This is a genomic window from Actinokineospora iranica (assembly GCF_900101685.1).
Taxonomy (GTDB): Bacteria; Actinomycetota; Actinomycetes; order Mycobacteriales; family Pseudonocardiaceae; genus Actinokineospora; species Actinokineospora iranica.
The window spans coordinates 82,940-103,815 of the sequence record NZ_FMZZ01000003.1; the positions used below are offsets into that span (position 1 = coordinate 82,940).

Here is a 20,876-nt window from a genome sequence, read left to right on the forward strand (position 1 = left end):
GCCAGGTGTGGACGCATGGTAACGAGTTGGGAACGACTTTCAACCAGCGGCCGGATGGAGATTTCCCCGGCGATCTGGCACGGTCGTGCCCGTGACAGCGATGGGACAGGCGGCGTCGGGGCGCTGGGCTAAGGTGCCCGCCGCGATCGCCGCGTCGCTCGGGGCCGGGGCCCCGCTGGCGATCGGTCCCGCCGCGGCGGCAGCGGGCTGGTGGTCGCTGGCCGCGCTCGCGCTCGCCGGGCTGGTGGCCCTGCTGACCGCGGCGTCGTTCGCCGATCTCGTCAGACAGTCTGGTGTGGACGGCTCCTACGCGCATGTCAAAGCACGCCTGGGAATCGTGCCGGGACGGCTCGCCGGGGTGCTCGAACTAACCGGGCGGGTGGCCGCGGCCGCGGCGGTCGCGGGCGCGGTGGGCGCCTACCTGCTCCCGGCGCGGCCCGGTGTCGCCGCCATGGGCCTGGTCGCGGTGGTCACGGCGGCCGTCATCGCGGGCGTGCGCCCGTCGCCCGCAGTGGTCACCAGTGCCGCCTTTGTGATTATCCTCACCGTCGCGCTCGTCGTGGCGGCCTGCCTGGCCATCGACCCCGTGCGGCAGGTCACCGCTCCCGAGCCGGGGGCCGTCGGCTCGACCGACCCGACCGGCGTCCTGACCGCGGCGGGCGTGCTGTTCTTCGGGTTCCTCGGCGTCGAGCGCGCGGGCGGCGGGCGGGCGCGGGTCGGCGCGGTGGCCGTCGGCGGCCTCGCCCTGGCCTACCTGCTGCTCGCGTTCGCGGCGCTGCGCCAACTCGGCGGCGCTCGGCTCGCCTTCTCGCCGACCCCGCTGCGCGACGCGCTGGCCGCAGCCGACGGGGCCGCCCTCGACCCGCTGGTGACGGTCGGGCTCGCGGTGGGCGCCGTCCTGGCCCTGCGCGGCCTCATCGGCGGCGCCGCCCGGCTCGTCGACGACATGTCCGCCGCGGGCGACTTGCCCGCGGTCCCCAGTGCCTACCGCGCGGCCTACCGGACGCTGCTGCCCGGGGCCGCGGCGGCGGGCGTCGCGGCGACGGTGGCCCCCGTGCCCGCGCTCGCCGCCGCCGCCGCGCTGACCCTGGGCGCTTTCGCGTTCGTCAACGCCGCCGCGCGCACGCTGGCCCGCGCGCAGCGCTCGACCTGGGTCCGGACCGGCTGCTGCGGGCTGGCGCTGTGCGTGGTCGTCGGGGTGAACATCTCGGTGACCACGCTGGCGAGCGCGGCCGGCGTCCTCGTCCTCGGCGCCGCCGCGAGCACCCTGTCGGCGCGCCGGGCGCGGACCGCCACGCCCGGGTAACTGCAGGTAGTCGGTCGTCCGATCCTCGGGATACCGATTTTCTGGCGGCAGAACAACGGCTACCGTTTGCGCATGACGCCTATGTTGCCGTTCACACGGACCCCCAACCCCCAGCCGGCGACCCCGGAGCGGGTTGCGGAGGTACTGGCCAAGCCAGGCTTCGGGCAGCACTTCACCGACCACATGGTGACGATCCGCTACTCCCGAGAGCAAGGTTGGCACGACGCCAAGGTCGAGCCGTACCGCTCGATCACTCTGGACCCCTCCGCGATGGTCCTGCACTACGGGCAGGCCATCTTCGAGGGGCTCAAGGCCTACCGGCAGCCGGATGGCTCGATCGCCTCCTTCCGGCCCGAGGCCAACGCCGCGCGGTTCCGCGTCTCCGCCCGCCGCATCGCCATGCCCGAGCTGCCCGACGAGCTGTTCCTGCGGTCGCTGCGCGAACTGCTCGACGTCGACTCCCGCTGGGTGCCCGAGCAGGCTGAGGAGTCGCTGTACCTGCGCCCCTTCATGATCGCCACCGAGGCAGGGCTGGGCGTGCGCCCGGCGGGGGAGTACCTCTACCTGCTGATCGCGTCCCCGGCTGGCGCGTACTTCCCCGGCGGCCTCAAGCCGGTCACGGTGTGGCTGTCTACCGAGTACGTGCGCGCCGCCCCCGGCGGCACCGGCGCGGCGAAGTTCGCTGGCAACTACGCCGCGTCCCTGGTCGCCCAGGCCCAGGCCGCAGCGCAGGGCTGCGACCAGGTCGTCTGGCTCGACGCGGTGGAGCGGCGCTGGGTCGAGGAAATGGGCGGGATGAACCTGTTCTTCGTCCTCGGCTCCGGCGCGGACGCCCGGGTGGTGACCCCGGAGCTGTCCGGCTCCTTGCTGCCCGGCATCACCCGCGACTCGCTGCTGACCCTCGCCGCCGACCTGGGCTACGGCGTCGAGGAACGGCGCTTCTCCACAGAGGAATGGGAGAAGAAGGCCGAGACCGGCGAACTCACCGAGGTCTTCGCCTGCGGCACCGCGGCGGTGATCACCCCCGTCGGCCACGTCAAACACGCCGACGGAACCTTCGCCATCAGCGGCGGCGCCACCGGCCCGGTCACCACCCAACTCCGCGAGACGCTGACCACCATCCAGCGCGGCGGAACCCACGACACCCGAGGCTGGATGACCACCCTCCACTGACCCTCAACCGACGAAAGGCGCGCCCCGCGACCCCGGGCGCGCCTTTCCGCGTCTTTCACCCCTCAACCGCCCGCAACAACGGACCGAACGAGACAGCAAGCGACTCCAACGCGAGCCGCCCCTTCTCCGCCGTCGCCAACGACGGCTTGCCAATGATTCCCGACTCCGTGTAGCCGCTTATCCCCACCAGATGCAGATGCGGCCGCTCTGTGGCCTCGAAATCCGCCGTCCGATACTCGGGCCGCACAACCTCCGGACAAGCGTGCAACAACAGGGACGTCTCCCACTCACCGCCGTGCATGTCTTCCTCAGCCGTGGTCACCATGCGGGCAGCGTCTCGTGCCACCCGCACATCCGCCCGCCCGGGAAACAACGCCACCGACCGTCCGGACACGTTGGCCTCCTGCGCGATGTTGGACAACACGTAGTTGCCCCCGTGCCCGTTCACCAGAACCAACTTCGAGATCCCCGACCGCCGCAGCGAAGCCCGAATATCGGAAATCACGGCATTGAGCGTCGCCGCACTGATACTGACCGTCCCGACGAACCCCTCATGCTCATGCGAACACGACATGGTAAGAGGCGGTAATCTGAACAAGCCATAATTTGCCGCCAATCGCTCCGAAATCACCTCGGCGACAATCGTGTCCGTTGCCAACGGCAAATGCGCGCCGTGCTGCTCGAAACTGCCAACCGGAAGAACCGCCACTGCGGCCCCGCGAATTGCTTCTTCCTTCGACGTCGCACGGGTGAACATAAACACCTTCGTTCATCGTTTTCAGGGCCGCAGGAATGCTACCAGCCTGCTGGTCTGCTGCGGCTCTTCCTGTGCCTCCACGGATTCAAGAGTCCCAGGCGGCCGTCTCAAGTCGCCCTGGGCCTGTTGCCGAATTCGGTGCCCGCGCTGCGCGGTCGAGGAGTATGGTTCTGCTATGCCAAGTAGTAGTCGAGCCAATGTTTGTCTGTTCTGTGGAACGGGCGGATCTATGACCAAGGAGCATATTTTCGGGAAGTGGATGAAGACTCATCACTATCCTGGAATGGGGGCGCGGGAGGTTATTTATCGCGACGGGCGTCCTAAGCGATGGCAAGAAGGGAACCCGTTCGGTAAAACGATCGGTGGAGTCTGCAAGAGTTGCAACCTGGGCTGGATGTCACGCCTGGAATCGGGTGTCAGGCCGACTTTGGCTACAATCTTCGACAGTGAGGAAGAGGATGTCGCTATACCGGTGAATTCCTACCGGATGCTCGCCTCGTGGGCATTCAAGACGGCGGTTGTATTAGGCAGAATAAATGCTGATGATCCGATCCCTGCGAGTGTGGTGCGGACATTCTTTCGCGGCCAGGCTCCCCCGTTGAACAGTTGTGTCCGTATCGGTTCCACGTCGGTTACAAGAAGTTTGGAGCATGGTCGAATCCATCTTGGGGAGGTGCGCATGGGGTCCCACTGTGACGATGGGAGGAAAAGAACTCGTTGCGTACCGAATTATTTTCAGGGTGCTCAACGTCGTCTTCGATATCATGGGGACTGAGGCGGATTGTGGCGATTTTCGAGCGACTACCCTTGATAATGTCGATGATTTTACTTTGAAAATTTGGCCGCTGGCTGAGGGCCGTCGGTCAGGTAAAGTGGTCAGCTTGGACTCTATAGGTGGACTGCGCGGATACGAGATGAACTTTCCATTGATCGTGGAAATCGCATAGGATTGTCTCTGTAGCACGTAGCGAAACTCGGAACTTGTTCGTGCGGCCCATGGCGAGTTTGCCGATAGTGGGGCATGGTCAGCCGGTGGGTGTGCGGAGCAGGCCCATGTCGAGACTCAGTTCAGAGCGGGCTATGGCAAGAGTGCGCACACAGTCAGGACTATCGCGGTCGTCAGCTCGCAGGCAGCGCCCAGGACGTCGCCGGTGATGCCGCCGAAGCGCTTTCGGGTGTGGCGCAGGAGAAGGGCGACCGCCGCCGCTGCCAGGAGCACGGCCACAGGCCCCAGCCACAGGCTGCCCGGGACGACCACAGTGGACACCGCGACCAGGGCCGCGAGCCAGCTCACTGGCACCCAGCGCGGCTGTGAGCCCGCGACCAGCGCGCCCAGCCCCTCCGGCCGCGCGGCCGGAATGCCGCGCACGCAGCAGGCGGTGAAAGCGGCTCGGCCCGCCGCGATCGCGAGGACGACCGCGCCCCAGCGGTGGGGGACCAGTGTGGACAGTGCCACCGCCTGGACGCCCAGCACGACGATCAGCGTCACGACGCCGAACGGGCCAGCGCCGCCGTCGCGCATGACCGACAGGGCTCGTTCCGGTGGGCCGTAGCAGCCCAGGCCGTCCGCGGTGTCGGCCAGGCCGTCGAGGTGCATTCCTCGGGTGGCCAGCGCCAGGAAGCCGACGGTGAGCAGGCCCGCGAGCAGCGGGGGCATCACCAGCCAGTGGGCGCCGTGCAGCAGGGCCACGGCCGCCAAACCCAGCAGCAGGCCCACGGCCGGGGCGACCGCGATGGCCGTGCGGCTCGTGCGGCTGTCGACGCGGTCGGTGTGCAGGGGCAGGACCGTGAGCCAGGACAGCGCCAGGCGGAACCCGTGCACTACGCCTCGGGGTCGTCGCCGGGGAGGGGGGCTTCGCGGCCGCTGACCCCGGCGTCGGCGAACGTCGCCATCTCGGCCAGCACGCGGGTGGCCATGGTGAGCAGGGGCAGGGCGGCGACCGCGCCGGTGCCCTCGCCCAGCCGCAGGTCGAGGTCCAGGATCGGGGTGAGGTCCAACTGCTCCAGCACGAGCGCGTGCGCGGGCTCGACCGACTTGTGCCCGGCCACCCACCACTTCGCCGCGCCCGGGGCCAGTTCCTCGGCGACCAGGGCCGCCGCGCCGGAGACCAGGCCGTCGAGGATGACCGGGGTGCGGCGGACCGCGGCCTGGGCCAGGAACGCCGCCATCGCCGCGATGTCCGCGCCAGCCGAGGTGCGCAGCAGCGCCACCGGGTCGCCGCTCACCTTGCGCGCGCGGCGCAGGCCGTCGCGGATGGCGGCGGCCTTGCGCATCCAGCCCGCGTCGTCGATGCCGGTGCCGCGGCCGACGACGGCCACCGGCTCCGCGCCGGACAGGGCCGCGATCAGCACCGATGCCGGGGTGGTGTTGCCGATGCCCATGTCGCCCGCGATGAGCAGGTCGGCGCCCGCGTCGACCTCCTCGTCGGCGATGGCGCGTCCGGCGGCGATAGCGGCGTTCACCTCGTCGTCGGTAAGCGCGTCTTCCCGGTCGATGGAGCCGGACGAGCGGCGCACCTTGTGCGCGGTGACCTGCTCAGGCATCCCGCTTTCCGCGCCCGTGTCGACGGCCATGTCCACCACCCGCACCGTGGCGCCCGCCGTCGCGGCCAGGACGTTGATCGCCGCGCCGCCGGTCAGGAAGTTGCCGACCATCTGCGCGGTGACCTCGCTCGGGTACGCCGACACCCCGTTGCGCGCCACGCCGTGGTCGCCCGCGAACACCACGACCCGGGGCCGGGCGAACGGCTTGGGCGGGCACTGACCCTGGCAGGCCGCCACCCACACCCCCAACTCTTCGAGCCGCCCGAGCGCACCCAGCGGCTTGGTCAGCTGACCGTGCCGCGCGACGGCCTCCCGCCGCACTGCCGCGTCCGGGGCCGGGACGTGCGGGAAGCTCACGGGGTACCTCCAGGGTGGGTCACATCGGTCACTTCAGGCGCAGCGGCAGGCCAGCGACCAGGAGCAGCACGTCTGTGCAGACCTCGGCCACGGACGCGTTGACCGCGCCAAGCTCGTCGCGAAAGAGCCTGCCAGAGCGGGTCGCGGGGACCACACCCAGGCCGACCTCCGCGGACACCAGCACCAGCGGCGCCCGGCAGTCCGCCACGGCGGTGACCAGCCGGTCACGCTCGGCGCGCGCCGCGGCCAGTTCCGCGCGGCCGCCGTCCCACGCGCCCGCGTCGTCCAGCGCGCCGGTAAGCCAGGTCGCCAAGTCGTCCAGCAGGATCGGGACGTCCGCCCCGGCGCGCAGCGCGGCGACGACCGTGTCGGTGTCCGGGGTCTCCACCGTGCGCCACACCGCGGGCCGCCGGGCGACGTGCTCGGCGATGCGCGCGTCCCAGTCGGCGTCGCCGGAGACCCGGCGGGCGGTGGCGAGATAGGTCGCCGGACCGTCCGGCAGCAGCCCCTCGGCGTGCGCGGACTTGCCCGAGCGCGCCCCGCCGAGCACCAGCGTCCTGTTCACGGCGCGGCACGTTACCGTGGCCCGGTGAGCTACCGCTGGCGGTACGAAGACGAGTCCGGCGCCCCGGTCGACGGCCCTGAGATGGCCTTCGACGACCAGGACGAGGCCGAGGAGTGGTTCAGCGCGACCTGGCCCGACCTGCTCGCCGACGGCGTGCGCCAAGTCGTCCTGCTCGACGGGGACACCGAGGTCTACGGCCCGATGAGCCTGGACCCTCCCGCCCAGTAGGACGCGAATCACAGTTCGCCGCCGCACCGTTAACCTGCACAGCCGTGCCACGCCACAACCGCCCCAAGCGCGACGAGCCGCGACCCCTCGGCGGCGGCGTGGCCGACCAGCGCCAGGAGTCCGGGCACGACGGCGACTGGCTCGTGCGGCACATCCCCGGCGCGCAGGCGACGAAGTTCTACCGCTGTCCCGGCTGCGACCACGAGATCCGCCCCGGCACCCCGCATGTGGTGGTCTGGCCCGCCGAGGACTACGGCTCGGTCGAGGACCGCAGGCACTGGCATCCCGGCTGCTGGTCGGCGCGTTCCCGCCGCCGCCCCACCCGGCGCAGGTGAAAGGATCAGCGCCGTGACCCGCATCGGCCCAGACACCGTGCTCCCCGCCCGCCGGGAGGCTGTCACCCTGCGCACGGCGGACGACTTGCGCCTCGCGGGCGAACTCGCCCTCCCGCCCGACGGGGAGCCGCGCGCCGTCGTCGTCCTGCTGCACCCGAACCCGCTCGGCGGCGGCTCGATGGACAACCACCTCATCGCCAAGGCCGCCTGCCGCCTGCCCGCGCTGGCCGGGCTGGCGACGGTGCGGTTCAACACGCGCGGCACGGCCAGCGAGTCCGGGGCCAGCGAGGGCACGCACGAACACGGCGTCGGAGAACGCGCCGACGTCGCCGCCGCGCTCGACCATGTGGCCGATTTGGCGCCGCTGTGGGTGGCGGGCTGGTCGTTCGGCACCGACCTGGCCCTGATGCACGCCCTCGACCCCAGGGTGCGCGGCGTGTTCCTGATGGCCCCGCCGCTGCGCCGCGCCGAGCCCGCGCACCTGGCCGCCTGGGCCGACGCGGGCACGCCGATGCGGTGCCTGGTGCCCGAACTGGACGACTACCTGCGCCCCGCCGAGGCGCGGACGCGGTTCGCCGCCGTTCCGCAGGCCGAGGTGATCGAGTTCCCCGGCGCGCGCCACCTGTTCCTCGGTTACGCGGAAGAGGTGCTGGACTCGCTTGTCGCGTTCGTCGCGCCCGAGGTTCCGACTCCGCTGCCGCGCCACTGGTAGATCCGCGTCCACGGTCCCGCGTCAGCCGCTTGCCGGATCTGGATGAACCCCAACTTCTCCGCGACCCGGCAAGCGGCCGCGTTCTCGGCGGTGGTGACGATCCGCACCGCCATGCCCGGCAGCGCCTGCGCTGCCCACGCCATCGCCGCGCGAGCCATCTCCGGCGCGTAGCCCCGCCCCCAGACGGACGGCCGGAAGCAGTAGTAGAGGTTCAGGTGGCGCTCGCCCGCGAAGTCGTTGTGCCGCACACCGCCGAGACCGACAGTCATGACTGCCCGCAGGTCCGCCATGCTGTGGCGCACCTCGTGGGTTTCGATCGTCCACGTCTCGGCCGCCGCGTCGCCGGGACCACCGACCACGGTCATCCCGGTGCGCATTTGCCGAGACGCTGACCGGTTAGTGCCGGAAGTGATCGTGTTGACGTGCGGTACGCGCGAGTCCTCGTTCACGTACAGCCCGCCGAACGCGTCCTGGTGCTGGTCGATGAAGTCTCGAATTCGGGGTTTCGACCAGACCTGGGCTGGAGTGATAGGTGTCATTCATTGGTGGTGTACCATAGTTCGTCACCATAAAGTCCCCCGCCTTGAAGAAACGTGAGGCGGTTCGCTCGATCAATGGTAAAATGCGGCAAAGTTTGATCTTCATCGCATTTCTGGGGGTTGTGTGGTGAGTAGCAATGCGGGTGCCTCGAGTATTCATGGTTGTGTTTCTTGGTCTTCTTATGTCGTCGTGCGGGGCTCCCGTGGCTGACTCTGGTGACGGCGGGAATGTGGTCGCGGAGTATCGGGGAACGGTGTCCTTGGCTCAGGTGTCAACACTGGTCGAGTCAGATCCAAGCGCTTATGCGGGGGTCTACTATGTCGAAGCTGGCAATGTCTACCATGTCAACGTCGCGGCGCACGCTCCCCAGAGTGCTTTGAACATGATCGCGGGGCTTGTGGTCCAAGGTGGGGACATGGGCCTGGTCGTGCACCGGGTCCCGCACAGCACGGCGGAATTGCGGGAGACCATGCGCGAGTTCGTAGAAAGCCCGCACTGGACGGAACGTCTCGGCGGTTCACCGTTGTCCTGGGGATTGGACCCGGTCCACAACCGAGTTGTGGTCGGAGTAGCCGAGAAGAACGCGGCGCTGGATGGCGAAGTCCGGCAGGCCTACGGCGACAAGATCTTCCTTGAGCAACAGGAAAGATTCTCGACATGAGGTGAACGACGCTGAAGCCTTCGCGGGACCGGGCGGGATCAAGGCCACTGGCGTGCGGAAATGGAGTCGTAAAGCGGCGCATCCCCACCGCTCGGCGCTGCTCGCCGTGGTCGACGCCTCATTATCGTTCAAGACTCGGCCGTACGGAGATCCCGCGCTCGGGGAGGTGCCTCATGACTGGCCCAGTCGCGCTGACAGCGGCACCACGCCGCCGTCTCGGATGAACCTGGCCTCGCCGTCGCCGTGAGACGGGTCGCACTTCCGCCGGGCGGTGGCTGGCGGCCCCGGCACCCGGTGCGCTTCCATGGTCCACATGGACAACGCCGCCGCCCCACCACTTCCGTGTCCGCAGCCCTGGCGCACCCCCGACGGCGCCCCGAACGCGGGCAAGACGCCCACCGGCTCCGCGCGGATCGTCGACGCCGACGGCGCCCCGGGTCTGCTGCTTCCCTCCCGACCGACGACCGTCGCGGCCGGGGTGCTGCTGATCGTGGTCGGCGCCTGCTTCGCTGTCCTGGGTGGACTGCTGATCGCGGGCGAGTCGGTCATCGGCGCGGTCGGCGGGGTGGTGCTCGGACTGCTGGGCGTGCTGCTGCTGGCGGCGGGCGGCTTCGCGCTGCGCCGCAAGCCCCGGGCGGTCGGCATCGTGCTGACCCCCGACCACGTGGTGCTGAACTGGCTGCGGCCCGTCGTGCGGCTGCCGTGGACATCGATCATCGAGATCCGGCCGCTGGCGCTGCGGATGGGCCGCGCCCGCACCGCGCCGACCCGCAACTACCTCGGCGTGGTCTGCCGCGAGCCCGGCGTGGTGGATGAGCGGACCCGCAAGGCCGCCGCCCGCTTCGGCAAGGACCTGGCCTGCGCGGTGTCCATGCGCTCGGTCGACCTCGACCAGTTGGTTGTGCTGCACACCCTGCGGTTCTACCTGGACAACCCGCCCGCCCGCGCGGAACTGGCCGGTGAGCAGGCCGTGGTCCGGGTCGGCGCGGGCCGGGTCACCGGGACACAATGAGCCTCGTGCACTACACCGACACCGGTTCCGGTACGCCCCTTGTCCTGTTCCACGGGTTCTGCCTCGACTCCCGCATGTGGGACCCGGTGCGCGACGGGCTCTCCGCGCACGTCCGCCTGATCACCCCCGACCAGCGCGGCTTCGGCCGCTCCCCGCTGGGCGACGACCCGCCGTCGCTGGAGACCGTCGCCGCCGACATGGTGGGCCTGCTCGACGACCTCGGCCTGGAGCGGGCCGTGATCGGCGGCTGCTCCATGGGCGGCTACGTGGCGATGGCGGTGCTGCGGGCCGCCCCGGAACGGGTGTCCGGGGTGCTGTTGGTCGACACCAAGGCCCGCGAGGACGTGCCGGAGGCCAAGGCGAACCGGCTGGCGGTGGCCGCGCGCGCCGAGCGGGAGGGAACCGCACCTTGGCTGGCAGACCAGATGCTGCCCACCATCCTCGTCAACCGCTCTTGCGACGGGATCGTGCGCGAGTGGATGGAGGCGCAGCCGCGCGAGTCGGTGGCCTGGGCCCAGCGGGCCATGGCCGACCGTGTCGACTCCCGGGAGACCCTGCGCGGCCTGGACATCGACGCCCTGGTCGTGCACGGCGAGGCCGACGGGCTGATGCCGGTGGAGCTTGCCGAGGAACTGGCGGAGCTGACCGCGGGCAAACTGGCTGTGCTGCCCGGGGCAGGGCACCTGCCGCCGGTCGAGCGGCCTGAGGAGTTCGTCGCGGCTGTCACGCCCTGGCTCACCGCGCGCTGACAACGGAACACGCCTCAGCGAGTCCGCATGGAGGTGTCGTACGCGTGCACCTCGGCGGTGATCGCCTGAGTGCGCAGCGGATCGCCGACGGTCCCCGGTCCGAGCGGGGCTCGGACCGGGGAAACGGTCAGCGCCTGCGCCTGCCGCGGCGCCCCCGGGAGCGCCGCTCGTCGTCCGGGCGCAGGGAAATGCTGGGCATACCCTCGTCGCCGTCGTCGTCCGGGGCGAGGCCGAGCAGGTCGACCGCGCGCTGCTGCACGGCGTCCACCAGGCGCGGTGGCTCGGCGCCTGAACGGCGCAGCACCGCGTGCCGCAGCCTGCTGTAGCCGCGCACCGACACCGGCCTGCGGTGCCGGATGGCGTACTCGTCGGTGTCCTCCAGGGCCGTGGCCAGCTCCTTGTTGATCAGGACCGTGCCGGGCCGGGCCACCGAGGTGAGCCTGCTGGCGATGTTGACCGTCGAGCCGTAGACGTCGCCGAAGCGGCTCAGGACGCGCCCGTAGGCCAGGCCGGAGCGCAGTTCGGGCAGTTCCTCTGTCGCCTGGGAGCGTTCGAGCAGCCGCAGGGAGATCTCCGCGCCGTGGGCGGGGGTGTCGGCGACGAACAGGACCTCGTCGCCGAGCATCTTCACGATCCGGCCGTGGTTCTCCGCGACGACCTCCGCGGTCATCGTCTCGAACTTGTCGACCAGGGAAATCAACTCTTCCTCGTTGGAGTGCCGGGTCCGGGTGGTGAACCCGACCATGTCGGCGAACCCCACGACCTGGCTGCGCGACTCCAGGTCGGCCGATGAGGCCAGCGCCCGGCCCGCGTACGCGGCGAGGTGCCTGCGCCAGACGAAGCTCTGCATCCGCTCCAGGTCCGGCACCAGGCGCTCGACCAGGCGGCCGATCTGGCGTTCGTCGGCGAGGAACTCCGGGTTGGCCGCCAGGACGCCACGCAGCAGGTCGACCTGCCACTCGGCGAGCCGGGACAGGTGCTGGCCCAGCATCCGGGCGGTGGCGGTCGCCATCTCCGGTTCGAGGATGCCCGCGTACATGAGCTCGTCGGTCATCCGCAGCGCTTCCACGTCGCGGTCGGTGAACATCACCGCGTCGTCGCCGACCGTGGCGAACCCCAGCGAGCGCCACAGGCTCATCGCGCGTTCCAGCGGCACACCCGCCTTCTCGCACACCTCGATCCGCGTGTACCTGCGTTCCCCGCCGAGCAGCACCTGCTCGACCCGCCGCTGCGTCGCGGCCAGCCGGTCCCCGGGTTTGTCGGTCACGGCGTCAGGTGGTGTGCACGATGAGCACGTCGACAGGCGACTTGCGCGCCGCCTCGGACGGAACCGAACCCAGGATGCGGCCCGCGAGGGTGTTGAGCCCCCGGTTGCCGACCACCAGCAGGTCGGCCTTGTGCTCGCTGACGACCCTGGCCAGCGCGGGCACCGGCTCGCCTTCGGCCACCACGGTCTCGATCTTCACCGCGCCCTGCTTGCGGGCCCGCTCAGCGGCGGTGCGCACCGACTCCTCGGCCGGGTTCGAGCCGACCACCTGGTAGGCCACATCGTCGCCGAGCGCGTCCCTGGCCCGCTCCACATCCCGATTGTCCGGCGGCTGAAAAGCACTGGCGATGACCAGCGTCGCACCGGTGTCGGCCGCGATGGCCGCCGCGCGGTCGACCGCGCGGAAGGAGGAGTCCGAGCCGTCCGTCCCGACGACCACGGTCTGATAGGCGGTCATGTCGATGTCCCTCCCGGTAGCTACTTGTCGGTAGACCTAACCAGGACAAGGAGGGGCACGTCTAACCGACGTGTGTTAAGTCAATCGATCCGATCACACCCCGGCCACCCCAAGGTGGACCCGGCTGTGCTCGCGCCCCTCGATCTCGTCCAACACGGCGATGGCGAAGTCAGGATAAGAGATCAGCTCCTCGGCCGGTCCGCCGGTCAACCGGTACCGGCCTGCCCGCCCCGCCTCCCGGTCGAAGTCCCCCGCCGGGCTCATGATGACCCACTCCGGCCCGGTCGTCGCCGCGCGCAGCACGTCCGCGCCCGCCGCGTGCGCCAGGCAGAACGGCAGATACTCGGGCGGAAAGTCGGGCCCGTCGACCACCCGGACCCCGGGCGCGGTTTCCAGCAGGACAGACAGACCGATGTGCACGAGCCGTCCGACGCCCGCTCTGTCCAGGCCGTCGAGGAGCGCGCGAGACGCGGCCGGATAGAAGACGGCGTGGTCGGCGGCGGCGTCGTAGACCGAACTGACGGCCACGTCGTGACCCGCCGCCGCGGCCGCGACCTGATCGGCGTCGGTGACGTCCCCGGACGTGGTGTCGCGGTGGATCGAGGTGACCTGGTGGCCGCGGCCCGCGGCCTCGGCGGCGATGGCCCGACCAGCCCGTCCAGCCGACCCGAAGAGGGCGATTCTGCTCATGACCTGGACGGTATCTACCGGATACTTGTTACTTCAAAGGTACTTGGTTACCTTCGGAGAGTGTCTCTCGACCCGGAGATGTTCGACCCGGCCTGCCCGTCGAGCGCCGTCCCCATTCGCATCGGCGACAAGTGGACGGCGATGGTCGTGCTCTGCCTGGCCGACGGCCCACGCCGGTTCTCCGAGATCCGCGTCCCCCTGCGCCGGGTCACACCGAAGGTGCTGACCGAGACCCTGCGCGCCATGGAGCGCGACGGGATGCTCACCCGCACCGCCTACCCCGAGATCCCGCCGAGAGTCGTATACGAACTCACCGACCTGGGCCGCTCCCTGCTCGACCTCGTCGACGCCTGCCGCAAATGGGGCGACGCGCACCTGTCCGAAGTGCTGGCAGCCCGCGCCGCACACCAGAATCAGGACGCATGAACGACTCGGAGATGCTGGCGGTGGCCATCGGCGAAGCCCGAATAGGCCTGGCCGAAGGCGGAATCCCCATCGGCGCGGCCCTGTTCGGCCCCGACGGCGACCTATGGGGCAGCGGCCTCAACCGCCGCGTCCAAGACGACGACCCCACAATGCACGGGGAGACGGCGGCGTTCAAAGCCGCAGGTCGCAGACGGTCTTACCGAGGCACGACAATGGTGACGACCCTGTCACCGTGCTGGTACTGCAGCGGCCTGATCCGCCAGTTCGGCATCTCAGCCGTCCTGATCGGCGAATCCCAAACCTTCACCGGCGGCCACGACTGGCTAGCCGACAACGGCGTCACGATCACCATCGCCAACGACGACGAGTGCATCCGCATGATGACCGACTTCATCACCACCCACCCCGACCTCTGGCACGAAGACATCGGCACAGACGGTCCCTGACCCCTTCCCACGGTTCGTGGGCGAGTTATCCACAGCCGCGCCGCTCCCTCTTCCTCGCGCTGACCTGCGCCGATAGGATGGATCAGGGACGGTCCCCCCAGGGCGGGCGGGCTTTGCGGTGGGCCTGTTCGGGCAGTCATAGCGCTCTGATTGGGCGGGCAGGGATGGGTGCTCCGCTGTCCGCCCTTCTCGCCAGCAGAGGACAACCGGTGCCGATCGCTGACTTGTGCGCCTCGGTGGTGCGACAGCCCGAGTCCAAACTTTCGCGGGCAGGGAAGACCTGACCGTGCAGCGCGCGGTGGCCGCTGCCTCCAGCGGAACAGCCCCGCGTGCGCGGGGAAGACCCAATCGCTCAATCTTTCGACCACAAGCGGAGTGGAACAGCCCCGGTGCGCGGGGAAGACGACCGGACACCCGAAGGTCACCGCCAGAACTGAGGAACAGCCCCGCGTGCGCGGGGAAGACCCACGGAAGCGGGCTCCAACCTGCAAGACACAGGGAACAGCCCCGCGTGCGCGGGGAAGACGTGTAGAGGCAGGAATACGGCCGAGTCGACCCGGGAACAGCCCCGCGTGCGCGGGGAAGACGCATGATCGCTGACCCGTCAGCTACCGTGGATCGGAACAGCCCCGCGTGCGCGGGGAAGACACTTGACGACCTGCGGGTTACCAATCGAAACAGTGTTTTTCATTCACTTCGGTTGAGCTTAGGGCTTGTGAACCCGATCGGTCGACACCCCGGCGTCCCACCCACCCGGCTCCACCTGCCGGGCACACTCCCTCGCCTGCCAGGCCGAACCTATGCCCGCCAGCAAACCCACGGCAGCTCAGGGCCGAGCAGGCGCCCCGCCAGGATTCGTCAGCCGCTGGGCACCAGGTGCCCGCTCCGGCTCGATCTCGGCAGGCTCCCAGTGCTCCCGAGGCGGCCCGGACATCGGAGTGATCGTCCGCGTCGGCGACTCGTCAGCCACCGCTCCGTCGATCGTCTTCACCGTCCGCTCTTCCGGCAGTGGCTCCAGCACCGGCGCGGCGTCGGCAAGCTGCACATGCGCGTCCGCGATCAGGTCCCGCGCGGCGTGCAACTGGTCGGCCACCCGGGCCCGAAGCTGGCGCAGCGCCGCGACCCGCTGTGCGGCGTGCGTGATCCGCCGGTTCGCTTCCTCGGTCGCCTCCCGCACCCGCCGGTGGGCCTCGGTCGTGGCCTCCTGCAACCGGGCGGTCGACTCGGTGATCGCCTCGTGCCGCCTGCGGTTGGCTTCTTCGGTCGCTTCCCGGACCCGGCGTTCGGCTTCGGCTTTGCTGGTGGCTTCCTGCTCGGCCAGGGCGCGCATGGACTCGGTGCGCCGGGAGGCCATGGCGATCTCGAAGTCCTCTTCGACCGTGGTCCTGTGGCGCTCGGCCTCCGCGGACAGGCGCGCCGCTTCTGCCTTGGCGGTGGACACGGTGCGTTCGGCTTCGGCGCGGGCGCCCTCGATGACGCCCCGGTGCTCGGCCTCCATGGCCGCGCGGCGGGCGTCGAGGTCGGCGACGAGTCGGTCGTAGCGCTTCTGCAGGGCGGCGGCGTCCGCCTCGGCCCTGGCGCGGATGTGGCCCGCTTCGGCCTCGGCGCGGGCCTTGGTCTCGTTGGCCTCGTCGGTGGCCAGGCGCAGCATCCGCTGGAGGCGTTCGCTGAGGCCTTCCAGGGTTGTCGGCGGCAGCGACAGCCGGTCGATCTGCCCGCGCAGGTCGGTGATCTCGCCGCGGCTCTTCTCCAGCTGCTTGGCGAGGTCCGCCGCCTGTGTCACCGCCGCGTTGCGGTCGGCGTGCAGCAGTTGCAGTTCGGCGTCGAGCCGTTCAAGGTGCTCTTCCACCTGAGCGCGGTCGTAGCCGCGCTTGGTGATGTCGAAACCGGCACCCAACGGCACGAGATCGCGCTGTTCGCCCAAGCCCATGCGCTCACGCTACCTGTACGGGTCTATTCGCTCATGACAAGAGCGGATTCTTGCTGGTGAAACTCCCCGGTGGCGGTACCGCGCGGCCCCGCCACCGGGGAGGGTCTCAGACGCCGCGGAAGCGGTTGATCGCGTCGATGTGCTTCGCGCGCAGCTCGTGGTCGCGCACGCCGAGGCCTTCCTCCGGCGCGAGGCACAGCACGCCGACCTTGCCCTGGTGGGCGTTGCGGTGGACGTCCAGCGCGGCCTGGCCGGTGTCCTCCAGCGCGTAGGTCTTCGACAGGGTCGGGTGGATGAGGCCCTTGGCGATGAGCCGGTTGGCCTCCCACGACTCGCGGTAGTTCGCGAAGTGCGAGCCGACGATCCGCTTGAGGTTCATCCACAGGTACCGGTTGTCGTACTGGTGCATGTAGCCCGAGGTGGACGCGCAGGTCACGATGGTGCCGCCCTTGCGGGTGACGTAGACCGACGCGCCGAAGGTCTCCCGGCCCGGGTGCTCGAACACGATGTCCGGGTCCTCGCCGCCGGTCAGCTCGCGGATCTTCTTGCCGAAGCGCTGCCACTCACGCGGGTCCTGGGTGTTCTCGTCTTTCCAGAACTTGTAGCCCTCCGCGCTGCGGTCGATGATCAGCTCGGCGCCCATCTTGCGGCAGATCTCGGCCTTCTCCTGGTTGGAGACGATGCACACCGGGATCGCGCCGCCGTTGAGGGCGAACTGGGTGGCGTACGAGCCGAGGCCGCCGGAGGCGCCCCAGATCAGCACGACGTCGCCCTGCTTCATGCCCGCGCCGTTCTGCGAGACGAGCTGGCGGTAGGCGGTGGAGTTGACCAGGCCGGGGGAGGCGGCTTCCTCCCAGGTCAGGTGGGCGGGCTTGGGCATGAGCTGGTTGGACTTCACCAGCGCGACCTCGGCCAGGCCGCCGAAGTTGGTCTCGAAGCCCCAGATGCGCTGCTCGGTGTCGAGCATCGTGTCGTTGTGGCCGTCGGGGCCTTCCAGCTCGACGTTGAGGCAGTGCGCGACGACCTCGTCGCCGGGCTTCCAGTTGTGCACACCGGGGCCGGTGCGCAGCACGACGCCCGCGAGGTCGGAGCCGACCACGTGGTAGGGCAGGTCGTGGCGCTTGGACAGCGGCGACATGCGCCCGTAGCGCTCCAGGAACTTGAACGTCGAGACGGGCTCGAAGATCGAGGTCCACACCGTGTTGTAGTTGATGGCGCTGGCCATCACGGCGACCAGGGCCTCGCCCGGGCCCAGTTCGGGGGTGGCGACCTCGTCCAGGTGCAGCGACTTGCGCGGATCCTTGTCGCGCGAGGCGAGTCCCTCGAACATCCCGACCTCGTCGGCGTGCACGGTCATCCCGCGGTAGTGCTCGGGGACCGGCAGCGAGCCGATCGCATCCAGCTCGTCAGCCTGGATGGCGTCGAGGATCTTCTGCACGGCGGACCTCCTGGGAAAAATTCGGTTCGTCGCCCGGGCAACTATGCCCAGGTGGAGCGAGGTTACTTTCGGGTAGCTATTGAGCACCAGCGATGTGACTGATGGCACCTGGGGCCGGGGTCTCGAACGAGTGAGTCAAGGATGCTCTCCTGGGTGTTGACCAGCGGCAACGGACGGCGGACCATCGGTCTGGGATCTCTCGTCATGTGGAGGTGGTCTCTTTGCGTGAAATCGATTCGGTCCGCCCCTGGACGCGTCCACACGACTGGGCCGAGGTCGTCCTCGGCGTGGTGGCGTTGGCCTCGCCGCTGTGGACCGACACGAACAACGCCGCGATGTGGACGATGATCGTCCTCGGCGCCCTGGTCGCGCTCGACGGTCTGCTCTCCCTCGCCCGGCCCGACATGGTCGCGGGCGAGGCCGTCCAGATCGTTCTCGGCGGCCTGATGTTCCTGGCCCCGTGGGTCATGGGCTACACCGAGCTGTCCGCGATCAGCTGGATGTCGTGGATCATCGGCGCCCTCACGGTCATCGCGGGCGCCGCGGCGCTGCCGGTGGCGCAGGCCGCGCACCGGATGGCGGGCTCGCACTGAGTTCAGGGCGGCATCAGCCGGATAGCCCGCGCCCCCGCCCGGGGACGCGGGCCACCCGGTCCACCAGCAGGTCGACGAGCCGGTCGACAGTCTCGCGCGGGAAGAACTCCGGCAGCGTGAGGTGCTCGACGATCAGGCCGGTCATCGCGGCGTAGAGGAGTTCGACCGCGGCGCGGTCGCCGGGCAGGCCCGCGTCGAGGTGGAAGGCGATGTTCTCGCGCAGGGCAGCGCTCATCGTCGCGGTGAAGCTCGCCCCCAGTTCCGGTTTGCGGGTCGACTCCAGCCGCAGTTCCAGCAGGGCCAGGTGCCCGGCGCGGTCCGCGGTGGCCCGGTCCACGATCTCGCGCAGGAACCGCGCCACCAGCGCCTGGTCGCGGGGCGCGGCCAGGGCCCGCTCGACAGCGTCCGGATCGGGCGCGAGCCGGGTGAACACGCGCGTGCCCGCCGCCGCCAGCAGCGCGTCGCGGTTGGCGAAGTAGTTGGACGCGGTGCCCGCGGGCACTCCGGCGCGCGCGTCGACCGCCCGGAAAGTCAGGCCCCGCGCCCCTTCGGCGGCCAGCACATCGATGGCCGCGTCCGCCAGCGCCGTGCGCCGCTCGTCGTTCCGTCGCATTTCCCGGTTGACACCTCCCTGACCACTACGCTTAAAGTACTATAACCGTAGTTGTTTGGAGGGTGTATGCGATTCACCAGGTTCGCCACCGCGTTCATGGTCGAGGACACCGCGGCGTGCCGGGACTTCTTTGTCGACCACCTCGGCTGCAAGGTCACTGTCGACCTGGGCTGGTTTGTCGACCTGGCCCATGACTCCGACCCGTCGTTCATGGTCGACTTCGTCCAGCGCGGCCACGAGTCGATGCCCGTCGGGGTGCGGGAAGACGGGGTGAACGGGACCGTGCTGGCGTTCATCGTGGACGACGCCCAGGCCGTCGAGGACCGGTTGCGCGCGGCGGGCGTGGAGTTCGTGGCGGGCTGCCGCGACGAGCCGTGGGGGCAGCGGCACTGCTTCGCGGCCTCCCCAGGGCCGGTCGTGGAGTTCATCGAGATGATCGAGCCCGATCCGGAGTGGATGGCCGCGCACGGGTTGTGAACCCCGTTCGATGACCGATGACCACTGTCGGGTGAACATCGCACATGTCGTACGGTCGGTTCGGTGGAACCCCACCGACTTGTCGTCGCGCGCCGGACCGGCCGCCGCGCCCGGCCGTAAAGGACACGACCGACCGTGAGCACCGCAGCCGAGGCCGAGCAGACCACCGGTTTCTTCGGGCACCCCCGAGGGCTGGCGAACCTGTTCGGCGTCGAGATGTGGGAGCGCTTCTCCTTCTACGGGATGCAGGCGATCCTGCTCTACTACCTGTACTTCACCGTGGAAGAGGGCGGTCTTGGCATAGACCAGGGCGCCGCGGCGGGCATCGTGGGCGCTTACGGCGGCTCGGTCTATCTGGCCACGATCGCGGGTTCCTGGGTTGCCGACCGCCTCTTCGGGCCTGAACGCACCCTGCTCTATAGCGGTGTCCTGATCCTCATAGGACATCTCGCGCTGGCCGTGCTTCCCGGGACTACCGGTGTCGCGGTAGGGCTGATCTGCGTGGCGGTGGGCTCCGGCGGCCTCAAAGCCACGGCCACCGCTTTGGTCGGCGCCCTCTACGACCGCGACGACGAGCGGCGCGACGCCGGGTTCTCCCTCTTCTACATGGGCGTCAACCTGGGCGCTCTTGTCGGCCCGCTGCTGACCGGCCTGCTGCAGACCCGGGTCGGCTTCCACTGGGGCTTCGGCCTGGCGGCCGTCGGCATGGCGATCGGCATCACGCAGTACGTCCTCGGCAGGCGCAACCTGCCCGAGTCCGGTCGAACCGTGCCGAACCCGCTCGACTCGCGAGGCCGGGTGCGGGCGGCGGTCGTGTCCGCGGCGGGGGCGGCCGTCGTGCTGGTCCTGGTGCTGACCGGCGCTGTCGGCGCGGACAACCTCGCCACGGTCGTGCTGTGGGTGATCGTGGTCGCGGCGGTCGGGCTGTTCGCCGTCCTGCTCGGCAGCCGCCAGGTCGACGGTGTCGAGCGGCGGCGGGTGGTCGCGTTCATCCCGATGTTCCTGGTCAGCTTCGGGTTCTGGGCGCTGTTCCAGCAGCAGTTCACCGTGCTGGCCATCTACGCGGAGCAGCGGGTCGACCTCGACCTGTTCGGCTTCGCCGTCCCGCCGTCGTGGTTCACCTCGGTGGAGCCGCTGTTCGTGGTGCTGCTCGCGCCCGTGTTCGCCGCGCTGTGGGTGCGGCTCGGCGCGCGGCAGCCGTCGACGCCGGTCAAGTTCGCCCTCGGGATCGCCGGGATGGGCGTGGCGTTCCTGGTGATGGCGCTGCTCGGCTTCATCCGGGGCGAGCACGTGGTCGCCCCGCCGCTGCTCGTGCTGGTCCTGGTGATCTTCGTGCTGGGCGAGATGTGCCTGTCGCCGGTGGGGCTGTCGGTGTCGACCAAGCTCGCCCCGAGGGCGTACGGGGCGCAGATGGTCGCCCTGTTCTACCTGTCGGTTGCCCTGGGGTCGTCGGTCGCGGGCACGCTCGCCGAGTACTACTCCGCCGACACCGAGCCCGCGTACTTCGGGACGCTGGGCGCTGTCGCGATCGGGTTGGGCGCGGCCATGGCGGTGCTGGCGCCGAGGGTGCGGAACCTGATGGGTGGCGTCCGCTGACCGC

At 69.9% G+C, this 20,876-nt stretch carries 25 protein-coding genes; 14 read left to right on the forward strand and 11 right to left on the reverse strand.

Features of this window, described 5'->3' with window-relative positions; all coding sequences use genetic code 11:
• The first annotated feature begins 91 nt into the window (after positions 1-91).
• Complete coding sequence (locus BLS56_RS08270) at positions 92-1,306, forward strand: hypothetical protein (protein WP_139190565.1); 1,215 nt, start codon at positions 92-94, stop codon at positions 1,304-1,306.
• 72 nt (positions 1,307-1,378) lie between these two features.
• Positions 1,379-2,479 (forward strand): branched-chain amino acid aminotransferase, encoded by a 1,101-nt coding sequence (locus BLS56_RS08275; RefSeq protein WP_091449386.1) that lies wholly within the window; start codon positions 1,379-1,381, stop codon positions 2,477-2,479.
• A gap of 55 nt (positions 2,480-2,534) precedes the next feature.
• Here the strand turns inward: BLS56_RS08275 and BLS56_RS08280 are convergent, their stop codons facing one another.
• Complete coding sequence (locus BLS56_RS08280) at positions 2,535-3,236, reverse strand: creatininase family protein (protein WP_175482736.1); 702 nt, start codon at positions 3,234-3,236, stop codon at positions 2,535-2,537.
• A 692-nt stretch (positions 3,237-3,928) separates the two neighbouring features.
• On the opposite strand from BLS56_RS08280, the gene BLS56_RS30500 reads away from it, so the two are divergent.
• Positions 3,929-4,183 carry a hypothetical protein gene (locus BLS56_RS30500; protein ID WP_139190566.1) on the forward strand — a complete coding sequence of 85 codons (255 nt, stop codon included), beginning with the start codon at positions 3,929-3,931 and terminating at the stop codon, positions 4,181-4,183.
• A 131-nt stretch (positions 4,184-4,314) separates the two neighbouring features.
• On the opposite strand, the gene cobS is transcribed toward BLS56_RS30500, so the two are convergent.
• From cobS to BLS56_RS08295, 3 genes are read right to left on the reverse strand one after another with little or no spacing between them, the layout of a single operon-like run.
• Positions 4,315-5,058: an adenosylcobinamide-GDP ribazoletransferase gene (gene cobS, locus BLS56_RS08285; RefSeq protein WP_091449388.1), complete on the reverse strand. Its 744-nt coding sequence runs from the start codon at positions 5,056-5,058 to the stop codon at positions 4,315-4,317.
• Positions 5,058-6,137 carry a nicotinate-nucleotide--dimethylbenzimidazole phosphoribosyltransferase gene (gene cobT, locus BLS56_RS08290; RefSeq protein WP_091449389.1) on the reverse strand — a complete coding sequence of 360 codons (1,080 nt, stop codon included), beginning with the start codon at positions 6,135-6,137 and terminating at the stop codon, positions 5,058-5,060. The genes cobS and cobT overlap by 1 nt, the downstream gene beginning before the upstream one ends.
• 28 nt (positions 6,138-6,165) lie before the next feature.
• Entirely contained in the window at positions 6,166-6,702 is a 537-nt protein-coding gene (locus BLS56_RS08295; protein ID WP_091449390.1) for a bifunctional adenosylcobinamide kinase/adenosylcobinamide-phosphate guanylyltransferase, read from the reverse strand.
• Positions 6,703-6,726: 24 nt separating this feature from the next.
• Here BLS56_RS08295 and BLS56_RS08300 point away from each other — a divergent pair, with 24 nt between their 5' ends.
• The 3 genes from BLS56_RS08300 to BLS56_RS08310 are packed head-to-tail and all read left to right on the forward strand — an operon-like array spanning position 6,727 to position 7,977.
• On the forward strand, positions 6,727-6,930 hold the full coding sequence (locus BLS56_RS08300; protein ID WP_091449391.1) for a hypothetical protein: 204 nt from the start codon (positions 6,727-6,729) through the stop codon (positions 6,928-6,930).
• A gap of 44 nt (positions 6,931-6,974) precedes the next feature.
• Positions 6,975-7,265, forward strand: coding sequence for a hypothetical protein (locus tag BLS56_RS08305; RefSeq protein ID WP_091449392.1), 291 nt, complete (start codon positions 6,975-6,977; stop codon positions 7,263-7,265).
• 13 nt (positions 7,266-7,278) lie between these two features.
• On the forward strand, positions 7,279-7,977 hold the full coding sequence (locus BLS56_RS08310; protein WP_091449393.1) for an alpha/beta hydrolase: 699 nt from the start codon (positions 7,279-7,281) through the stop codon (positions 7,975-7,977).
• On the opposite strand, the gene BLS56_RS08315 is transcribed toward BLS56_RS08310, so the two are convergent.
• Positions 7,899-8,516, reverse strand: a complete 618-nt coding sequence (locus BLS56_RS08315; RefSeq protein ID WP_091449394.1) for a GNAT family N-acetyltransferase — start codon at positions 8,514-8,516, stop codon at positions 7,899-7,901. The two genes, BLS56_RS08310 and BLS56_RS08315, sit on opposite strands and share 79 nt — an antisense overlap.
• 269 nt (positions 8,517-8,785) lie before the next feature.
• Here BLS56_RS08315 and BLS56_RS08320 point away from each other — a divergent pair, with 269 nt between their 5' ends.
• The 3 genes from BLS56_RS08320 to BLS56_RS08330 all read left to right on the forward strand — a co-directional run bounded on the left by BLS56_RS08320 (position 8,786) and on the right by BLS56_RS08330 (position 10,939).
• Positions 8,786-9,178, forward strand: coding sequence for a hypothetical protein (locus tag BLS56_RS08320; RefSeq protein ID WP_139190567.1), 393 nt, complete (start codon positions 8,786-8,788; stop codon positions 9,176-9,178).
• 313 nt (positions 9,179-9,491) lie between these two features.
• Positions 9,492-10,190, forward strand: coding sequence for a hypothetical protein (locus tag BLS56_RS08325; protein WP_139190568.1), 699 nt, complete (start codon positions 9,492-9,494; stop codon positions 10,188-10,190).
• A gap of 5 nt (positions 10,191-10,195) precedes the next feature.
• Entirely contained in the window at positions 10,196-10,939 is a 744-nt protein-coding gene (locus BLS56_RS08330; protein ID WP_091449397.1) for an alpha/beta fold hydrolase, read from the forward strand.
• Between the two features lie 127 nt (positions 10,940-11,066).
• Here the strand turns inward: BLS56_RS08330 and BLS56_RS08335 are convergent, their stop codons facing one another.
• The 3 genes from BLS56_RS08335 to BLS56_RS08345 all read right to left on the reverse strand — a co-directional run bounded on the left by BLS56_RS08335 (position 11,067) and on the right by BLS56_RS08345 (position 13,353).
• Complete coding sequence (locus BLS56_RS08335) at positions 11,067-12,206, reverse strand: adenylate/guanylate cyclase domain-containing protein (protein ID WP_091449398.1); 1,140 nt, start codon at positions 12,204-12,206, stop codon at positions 11,067-11,069.
• A gap of 4 nt (positions 12,207-12,210) precedes the next feature.
• Complete coding sequence (locus tag BLS56_RS08340; RefSeq protein ID WP_091449399.1) at positions 12,211-12,663, reverse strand: universal stress protein; 453 nt, start codon at positions 12,661-12,663, stop codon at positions 12,211-12,213.
• 93 nt (positions 12,664-12,756) lie between these two features.
• On the reverse strand, positions 12,757-13,353 hold the full coding sequence (locus BLS56_RS08345; protein WP_091449400.1) for an NAD(P)-dependent oxidoreductase: 597 nt from the start codon (positions 13,351-13,353) through the stop codon (positions 12,757-12,759).
• Between the two features lie 78 nt (positions 13,354-13,431).
• Between BLS56_RS08345 and BLS56_RS08350 the strand changes: the two genes are divergently transcribed.
• Both BLS56_RS08350 and BLS56_RS08355 read left to right on the forward strand, forming a co-directional pair.
• A complete protein-coding gene (locus tag BLS56_RS08350; protein ID WP_091449660.1) occupies positions 13,432-13,779 on the forward strand; it encodes a winged helix-turn-helix transcriptional regulator in 348 nt (115 codons plus the stop codon).
• Positions 13,776-14,225, forward strand: a complete 450-nt coding sequence (locus BLS56_RS08355) for a nucleoside deaminase (protein WP_228771479.1) — start codon at positions 13,776-13,778, stop codon at positions 14,223-14,225. The genes BLS56_RS08350 and BLS56_RS08355 overlap by 4 nt, the downstream gene beginning before the upstream one ends.
• An 826-nt stretch (positions 14,226-15,051) precedes the next feature.
• On the opposite strand, the gene BLS56_RS08360 is transcribed toward BLS56_RS08355, so the two are convergent.
• Positions 15,052-16,155 (reverse strand): coiled-coil domain-containing protein, encoded by a 1,104-nt coding sequence (locus BLS56_RS08360; protein ID WP_228771480.1) that lies wholly within the window; start codon positions 16,153-16,155, stop codon positions 15,052-15,054.
• A 106-nt stretch (positions 16,156-16,261) separates the two neighbouring features.
• Entirely contained in the window at positions 16,262-17,593 is a 1,332-nt protein-coding gene (ccrA, locus tag BLS56_RS08365; protein WP_175482738.1) for a crotonyl-CoA carboxylase/reductase, read from the reverse strand.
• Positions 17,594-17,814: 221 nt separating this feature from the next.
• Between ccrA and BLS56_RS08370 the strand changes: the two genes are divergently transcribed.
• On the forward strand, positions 17,815-18,186 hold the full coding sequence (locus BLS56_RS08370; RefSeq protein WP_091449663.1) for an SPW repeat domain-containing protein: 372 nt from the start codon (positions 17,815-17,817) through the stop codon (positions 18,184-18,186).
• A gap of 13 nt (positions 18,187-18,199) precedes the next feature.
• Here the strand turns inward: BLS56_RS08370 and BLS56_RS08375 are convergent, their stop codons facing one another.
• Positions 18,200-18,799, reverse strand: a complete 600-nt coding sequence (locus BLS56_RS08375; protein ID WP_091449401.1) for a TetR/AcrR family transcriptional regulator — start codon at positions 18,797-18,799, stop codon at positions 18,200-18,202.
• Positions 18,800-18,865: 66 nt separating this feature from the next.
• On the opposite strand from BLS56_RS08375, the gene BLS56_RS08380 reads away from it, so the two are divergent.
• Complete coding sequence (locus tag BLS56_RS08380; protein WP_091449402.1) at positions 18,866-19,276, forward strand: VOC family protein; 411 nt, start codon at positions 18,866-18,868, stop codon at positions 19,274-19,276.
• Between the two features lie 135 nt (positions 19,277-19,411).
• Positions 19,412-20,872: a peptide MFS transporter gene (locus tag BLS56_RS08385; protein ID WP_091449403.1), complete on the forward strand. Its 1,461-nt coding sequence runs from the start codon at positions 19,412-19,414 to the stop codon at positions 20,870-20,872.
• Positions 20,873-20,876 lie beyond the last annotated feature (4 nt).

What these genes read in the sequence shown, in the direction of transcription:
- BLS56_RS08380 (WP_091449402.1), top strand. Translation starts at nt 18,866, where the DNA reads ATGCGATTCACCAGGTTCGCCACCGCGTTCATGGTCGAGGACACCGCG.
- BLS56_RS08340 (WP_091449399.1), bottom strand. Translation starts at nt 12,663, where the DNA reads ATGACCGCCTATCAGACCGTGGTCGTCGGGACGGACGGCTCGGACTCC.
- BLS56_RS08345 (WP_091449400.1), bottom strand. Translation starts at nt 13,353, where the DNA reads ATGAGCAGAATCGCCCTCTTCGGGTCGGCTGGACGGGCTGGTCGGGCC.
- BLS56_RS08360 (WP_228771480.1), bottom strand. Translation starts at nt 16,155, where the DNA reads ATGGGCTTGGGCGAACAGCGCGATCTCGTGCCGTTGGGTGCCGGTTTC.
- BLS56_RS08375 (WP_091449401.1), bottom strand. Translation starts at nt 18,799, where the DNA reads ATGCGACGGAACGACGAGCGGCGCACGGCGCTGGCGGACGCGGCCATC.
- BLS56_RS08280 (WP_175482736.1), bottom strand. Translation starts at nt 3,236, where the DNA reads ATGTTCACCCGTGCGACGTCGAAGGAAGAAGCAATTCGCGGGGCCGCA.
- BLS56_RS08325 (WP_139190568.1), top strand. Translation starts at nt 9,492, where the DNA reads ATGGACAACGCCGCCGCCCCACCACTTCCGTGTCCGCAGCCCTGGCGC.
- BLS56_RS08355 (WP_228771479.1), top strand. Translation starts at nt 13,776, where the DNA reads ATGAACGACTCGGAGATGCTGGCGGTGGCCATCGGCGAAGCCCGAATA.
- BLS56_RS08350 (WP_091449660.1), top strand. Translation starts at nt 13,432, where the DNA reads ATGTTCGACCCGGCCTGCCCGTCGAGCGCCGTCCCCATTCGCATCGGC.
- BLS56_RS08275 (WP_091449386.1), top strand. Translation starts at nt 1,379, where the DNA reads ATGACGCCTATGTTGCCGTTCACACGGACCCCCAACCCCCAGCCGGCG.
- BLS56_RS08315 (WP_091449394.1), bottom strand. Translation starts at nt 8,516, where the DNA reads ATGACACCTATCACTCCAGCCCAGGTCTGGTCGAAACCCCGAATTCGA.